At 35.5% G+C, this 1,238-nt stretch carries 2 protein-coding genes; one reads left to right on the forward strand and one right to left on the reverse strand.

Translation table 11 applies throughout. From position 1 onward, the window contains the following. The first annotated feature begins 565 nt into the window (after window positions 1-565). Window positions 566-802 (forward strand): hypothetical protein, encoded by a 237-nt coding sequence (locus tag TP70_RS09210; protein ID WP_044361173.1) that lies wholly within the window; start codon window positions 566-568, stop codon window positions 800-802. A 152-nt stretch (window positions 803-954) separates the two neighbouring features. Here the strand turns inward: TP70_RS09210 and TP70_RS12060 are convergent. After that, the coding region (locus tag TP70_RS12060) for an RNA-guided endonuclease TnpB family protein (RefSeq protein WP_156962276.1) at window positions 955-1,238 on the reverse strand (284 nt) is incomplete at its 5' end.

Consider the following 1,238-nt stretch of genomic DNA (forward strand, 5'->3'; position numbering starts at 1 on the left):
TTAAGTAGCATCAAGAACCGTAGGAACTACGGGGATAGCTTGGTAAATAAGAGACAGCGCTGTTAGTAAAGAAATAAACTATCAAGTACGCTCTATTCCCAAGAAGCTCCCATTTCAAGCTTTAAAAAGCTTTAGGTTTAGCTAAGTGGTGAGTAGTTCACAGGGCTGTTTTGACAATATTTTAAGAATGCCAGTTAAACTGTGTTTGTAGTTGCTATGCTTATTATTGGAGAAAGTACTTTCTCGAGAAAAGTCTATCATAAAATGAACTGTTAGAATGAAAAAATCATATTACGCGTTGTTCATTTTCTTCAATTAATATATTTTGTATACGACACAGAAAGCAACTGACAATTTTGGGGTGTTAGTCGTTTTGTTTTTGCCTTTGTTATCATACCTTGACATGTTATTAACGGTTCAGTAAGCTGAAATTAAGTGGGGACTGATTGAAAACTTCATGATTGCTTTAGAAAATGTTGTAGCAAATACGACAGAACGATTCAGTCAAATCGTTTCTTGAACATGAATATTAGAAGTGATGATGTTTTTATGAGGAGGTGCCTTCGTGTACAAAGAATATTGGTTAAAAACGTTTGATTACAAAGGAATTTCAAAAGTTTCTGAACTACTTACATGTGTATTTATAAATTTTATTATTTTAGCGCTTATTACACTTGTTGGTTTGTTTGTACCAGTTTCGATGGAGAATGGGGTTGTTAATCTTTACTACATCGTACTGTTCATTATGATTTTACCGACGATTGCTATGATTGCCAGAGTGTTGAACGGCAAAAAACGGTGAACTACTCACCACTTAGCTAAACCTAAAGTTTTTAATGCTTGAAGTGGGAGCTTCTTGGGAATAGAGCGTACTTGATAGTTTATTTCTTTGCTAACAGCGGTGTCTCTTATTTACCAAGCTATCCCCGTAGTTCCTACGGTTCTTGATGCTACTTAAGAGAATGCCATTATTCTTAGACCTTCGTTCAAGATATTCATACTGGCATTGATATCTCGATCATGATGTGTACGACAAACAGGACAAGTCCATTCTCGGATTTTAAGAGACTTCTTGCCGTCTTTATGACCACATTTGGAACAGATTTGACTAGATGGAAACCATTTATCTACCTTAATGATTTTCCGTCCGTACCAATCAGCCTTATATTGTAATTGCGTCACAAAACGAGACCAAGAGACATCAGAAATACTTTTTGCCAGTTTATGATTACGTAACA

The sequence above is a fragment of the Staphylococcus microti genome, assembly GCF_000934465.1.
In the GTDB taxonomy this organism is placed as follows: domain Bacteria; phylum Bacillota; class Bacilli; order Staphylococcales; family Staphylococcaceae; genus Staphylococcus; species Staphylococcus microti.